General features: G+C 68.8%; 4 protein-coding genes. 1 reads left to right on the top strand and 3 read right to left on the bottom strand.

What is annotated here, in order from left to right; genetic code table 11:
- Positions 1-504: 504 nt before the first annotated feature.
- From ACZ4VL_RS40040 to ACZ4VL_RS40030, 3 genes are read right to left on the bottom strand one after another with little or no spacing between them, the layout of a single operon-like run.
- Complete coding sequence (locus tag ACZ4VL_RS40040; protein ID WP_468210794.1) at positions 505-1329, bottom strand: ABC transporter ATP-binding protein; 825 nt, start codon at positions 1327-1329, stop codon at positions 505-507.
- Positions 1330-1340: 11 nt separating this feature from the next.
- Positions 1341-2414 carry a FecCD family ABC transporter permease gene (locus ACZ4VL_RS40035; RefSeq protein ID WP_468210797.1) on the bottom strand — a complete coding sequence of 358 codons (1074 nt, stop codon included), beginning with the start codon at positions 2412-2414 and terminating at the stop codon, positions 1341-1343.
- Positions 2415-2449: 35 nt separating this feature from the next.
- Positions 2450-3439, bottom strand: a complete 990-nt coding sequence (locus ACZ4VL_RS40030) for an ABC transporter substrate-binding protein (RefSeq protein WP_468210791.1) — start codon at positions 3437-3439, stop codon at positions 2450-2452.
- 570 nt (positions 3440-4009) lie between these two features.
- Between ACZ4VL_RS40030 and ACZ4VL_RS40025 the strand changes: the two genes are divergently transcribed.
- Positions 4010-4609, top strand: coding sequence for a PASTA domain-containing protein (locus tag ACZ4VL_RS40025; protein WP_468210788.1), 600 nt, complete (start codon positions 4010-4012; stop codon positions 4607-4609).
- Positions 4610-5150 lie beyond the last annotated feature (541 nt).

The following is a 5150-nucleotide window of genomic DNA, read 5'->3' as shown; positions in this document are numbered from 1 at the left end:
AACGGGGGATCGCGATTCTTTTTTCCTCGGCAAGGTGGGGGGGGGTTGGGTGAAACGCTGTCTTTTCGGTTGGGCGGCTTGCTGGGGGGGGGGGGGGGGGGCCCCCCCCCCCCCCCCCCCCGCCCCGGCGTCAGCTCTCGGCCTGCTCCTCGTCGTGGTCCTCACGCCACTCGAACGGGGCGTCGACCGCGGGGGTGTGGGACTTCAGGGCCTGCTGCTCCTCAGGCTCGGACCATCCGGTGTGCGCCATCCTCGGTTCCTCCTTCGATCGGCACAGGACCGGTCACATGACACAACTCCTGCGCAATTGCGAGTGGGTCGCAATAACCGTAGGGGTGATCCGATGGTCCGGCAATAGGAATTTCCGATGCCCTCCCCTTTCACGCCAAGCCTGCCGCAGCCCTTCACTTCACCCAGGAATATGCCATCAGTCGCGGTGAAGAAAAGCCGGGTAGACCTCCTTGCTCTCCGTGCCAAAAAACCACGCACAAGCGGTGAATCACCTCATGGATGTCTCCTTACCCGGGTCTCGTTCTCGGCGCGAATACTGACCTGGGGGATCCCGGTGCGGGCGTGGGGAGTCACCTCCGCGTCGATACGGTAGACATCGGCCAGCAGGTCTACGGTCAGCACCTCACCGGGGACTCCTTCGGCCACGAGGCGGCCGCCGTTCAGTACGCAGATCCGGTCGCAGAACGCCGCGGCCAGGTTGAGGTCGTGGAGCGCGATCACCGCCGTGACGCCCAGTCGGCGGACGAGGCGGAGCACATCCAGTTGGTGGCGCAGGTCCAGATGGTTGGTGGGCTCGTCTAGGACCAGCGTTCCGGCGCGCTGAGCCAGGGCCCGCGCGATGAGCACCCGCTGCTTCTCTCCGCCCGAGAGCCGGTCGAAGCGGGCGTGCATGAGGGCGGTCACGTCGAGTTGCGCCAGTGATTCGGCGATGACGGCGCGGTCGGCCTGGTCGTCGCCGGCGAAGACCTTCTTGTGAGGGGTGCGCCCCATCGCGACGACGTCGTAGACGGTGAGCTGGAAATCTCCGGCCGTCTCCTGCAGTACGGCGGCCAGGCTGCGGGCCAGTGAGCGGCCGGGCATCTGCCAGACGTCCTGTCCGTCCAGGAGGATCCGGCCCGATGTGGGACGTAGTGCCCGGTAGAACGTGCGCAGCAGGGTTGATTTTCCGGCCCCGTTGGGGCCGACCAGACCCACGACTTCCCCCGGCGCCGCGCGTAGCGAGACGTGATGCACCAGTGTTCTTCCGTCCAGGACGACGGAGACGTCCTGGACGTCGAGCGAGCCGGGCTCGCATGTGTGGGCGGATCCACCCGGCACCGCGCCGCCTGTCACTGCGCCCTCCGACGCATCAGCCAGAGGAAGAACGGGCCGCCGACGAGGGCGGTGAGGATACCGACGGGGATCTCCTCGGGGCTCATGAGGGTTCGGGCGGCCAGGTCGGCGGCGATGAGGAAGGCCGCCCCGAGGAGCGCGGCCACGGGGAGCGCCCGGCGGTGGTCGGGGCCGACGATGAGCCGCACCACGTGCGGCATGATCAGTCCGACGAAGCCGATCTGCCCGCTCACCGCGACGATCGTGCCGATCATGAGGGCGACCAGGACGAAGAGCCAGCCGCGGAAGCGGTGCACGTCCAGACCGAGGGAGGCTGCCGCTTCCTCCCCGGCCAGCAGCAGATTGAGCGGGCGGCATACGCCGAGCAGCACGGCCGTTCCCAGGAGCACCGCGCCCATGGGGATCCACACCGTCGTCCACGTCGTGCCGGCGAGCCCGCCGAGCATCCACCGCAGGGCCGACTGGGTCTTCTGCGGGTCGTTGGAGGTGACGATCAGGAGACTGGCCACCGCCGAGAGCACCTCGGCCATCGCGACCCCGGCGAGGACCAGGCGCACGGTGGTCATCCGTCCGCCCGTCCGGGCCAAAAAGTACACCGCGGTCAGCGCGGACAGGGCGCCGCAGAAGGCGGCCCCGGTAACGGAGAACATGCCGAACAGGGTGACGTTGAAGACGAGGACCAGCACCGCGCCGACCGAGGCGCCCGAGGACACCCCGAGCAGCATCGGGTCGGCCAGCGGATTGCGGACCAGCGCTTGCAGCGCCATCCCCGCCACCGACAGTCCGGCTCCCACCACCCCGGCCAGGAGCACCCGGGGCAGCCGCACATCAATGACGACCGTCTCCCGGACCGGCGTCCAGTTCGGCTCGCGCAGGGCCGGGTGGATGCGGTGCAGCACGATCCCCCAGACCTGGTCGGCGGGAATGCGGATGGAGCCGGCCGTAATCCCGGCCGTCGCCACCAGCAGGACGAGAACGGCAAGAAGTGCGAGCACGAGCGCGTACGGGAGTCTGCGCCGCCGGGGTCCGGCGCCCTGCACGGCCGAGCCTCCAGGTGTCTGCGGCGATATGCCGGGCGCCCCCGGCGCCTGCTCCCGCAGACCCCTCACCGGAAGCGGTCCGGGTGGATCTGCCGCGCCAGCGACTCCACCGCACCCGGCACCCGTACCCCCAGAACCACCGACGACAGAGGCAGCACCGCGAACCGCTGCTCCTTGATCGCCGGTACGTCCTTGAGCGCGGGGTTGGCGAGCAGGAACTTCTTCTTGTCCTCGACCGGCTGGTCGCCGTAGTCGTAGATGATCACGGTCTCCGGGGCCCGTTCGGCGACCTGCTCGAACGACACATCGCCGAACGCCTTGGGCACGTCCGCGAAGAGGTTCTCCCCGCCGGCCCGTTTGATGATCTCGTTGCCGATGCCCCGACCGCCGGCGGTGAAGGCGGTCTTGTCGCCGCTGTCGTAGGCGAACACCTTCGTCGCCGGGACTCTGCCCAGTCGGCCTTCAACCGAGTCCAGGGTGCTGTGCAGCTTCTTCACCACCTCCTCGGCGCGGTCCGGGACGCCGAAGATCTTCGCGACCGTGCGTATCTCCTCGTCCATCATCGCCATCGTCACCGAGCCTTCGGGGCACTCCTCGATATTGAGATGGGTGTGGACTCCGGCCTTGGCCAGGGCGGCACGGCTGCGCCCCTCCTTCTCATCGAAAGTGGTCGCGAACCCCCCGTAGACCAGATCGGGTTCGACAGCCAGCAGCGCCTCCGCGGAGGGGTACTCCTTGGAGATCACCTTGATCCGGTCGTACGCAGCCTGAAACTCGGGAAGCACCCTGTCGTCCAGGTACCCCGTGGCCACCATCGACTTCTCCAGTCCGAGCGCCAGCATCACCTCGGTCGCGTGCTGGTTCAGCGACACCGCACGCTGCGGCGGCCGCTGGTACGTCGTCTCCACACCGCAGTTGGAGACCGTGACCGGAAAACCCGCGACAGCGGGCGCCTTCGCGGCCGAGGAATCGACACGGGGCGCGCCCCCACAGCCGGCGGCAAGGAACGCTGCCGCGACGACCGACACCAGCGTGTACCGGCGCTTCTTCCTCATCAGTTGGTTCCTCTCGCCACAGTCACATGCGGGCACGGGGAGGTCCACTCGTCAGCGCAGCGGCAGGATTGAGCCGATCCGCATCGCTGTGCAACTTCTCAGCAGTTGCAAGTAAAGAGCAATAGCGGCGTACATGCCGGAGGGGGCGCACGGTTGCGCGCCCTGCCAAGCACAGGAACCAAACACGAACGGCGCCACGTCCCGATCGGCAGCAGCAGAGTCAGGGGCCAGCGGCAGCCCGGGCCGAGAGGGCGGGACCGTCGACCCACCCGCCGATGGCCGCACCACCGAGCGACGTGCGGCAGGTCGTCACTCGCAGCCGATGCCATCACCAAGGTGGCGCGTGGCGCCCGTAACGGGGATCACCGCGCCACATCGGATCCGGCTGGCGATCAACGTAACCACAGCTCAGCAGCCCTGCAAGCCGTTCATTCCATCCAATCACGAGGCCTGGCATTGTTCGCTGTTCAACCTGTATGTTGAGCGTCGCCAGCTCCCGGCACCGTGTGAGACCCCCACCGCACCACACCGAGTTGGGGCTCTCCTCATCCCTTGCCACAGGAGCGATCCATGACTGTGCCCACCCCCGCGCCCGGCCACCCCCAGCAGCCCGACGGCGCTCCAGCCCCCGCAACCGCAGAGGCGGGGCATCCCGGCCTGCCTCCGCAGCCGGAGACCGGCCCGGGCAAGCCCGAGGGTCAGCTCAACGCCAAGCAGAAGACGGTTCTCGGGTGCGGCGGCATGGTCGCCTTGTTCCTCATCGTCACCATGGTCGCCGCGGTCGTGTCGCCCCCAGAGGCCGAACCCGCCGAGGCGAAGCCCGCCCCCACCGTCACGGTGACCGCCACCGCAACCGTCATGGTCACCGCCGCCCCGGCCGTTGCGGCCAAGGCGCCCGAGCCGTCCCCGCCGCAGGCAACCGCGCCGCAGACCGCGCTCGTTCCGGACCTGACCGGGAAGTCCGGTGACCTGCTCGTGGACGCGCTCAAGACAGCAGGCTTCGGCGACGGCTACAAGGCCACCTCGTTCCACGACGTCAGCGGTAAGGGGCGCACCGTGTTGCTCGTGTCGAACTGGCAGATCTGCGATCAGGACCCCAAGAACGAGACCATCCCGGTTACCGAGAAGATCTCGGTCGGCGTCGTCAAGTTCGGCGAGGGCTGCCCCTGACAACGCTCACCGGCCCGGTAGCAACCGGTCCGGCCCCTGTTGCTCGCTTCTTCGCTCCCCATGACCCAGAACACGGCGCGCCGACCGGTTGAACTGGGCCCGGTGACCGAAGTCCTCCGCCCGGAAGCCCGCCAACCCCGAGGTCCGGCCCCAGCGGGCGGTCAGCACCCCGCCTGGCGGTTACGCCTTCGCGCGAAGAGGGTGAGCTGGCGGCCACGCCCGGCGCTCGCCCGTACAGCCCGGTCCGGGCCGGGCTGCAAGCCCCGTCCATGACCTGCGGTTACTGCCGAGCAGCCCTCCCCGGCGGACTGCTCCTCGCGAGGCAGCACCCGCGGACACAGTTCGGCCCGCACCTACGCGGGCGGTTCCCGGGCGCAGAAGGGTGGTCAGCACGAGGGGCATGGGGTACATAGGTGTGTGGCGGGGAGCCAAAGGTTTGCCCAGCCAACCAAAAAGTCACGGGGTCGGGGTCGCCGCCAAGAACGGGGAGCCCGCCCCTCCTTGGGGGTTCCCGGCGTTTGTTGTGGCCCCCGGACCCGGT

The sequence above is a fragment of the Streptomyces sp. NPDC029014 genome (assembly GCF_055564695.1).
Note: the sequence above shows the minus strand (reverse complement) of the source record. Positions and strands in the feature narration are given on the sequence as shown.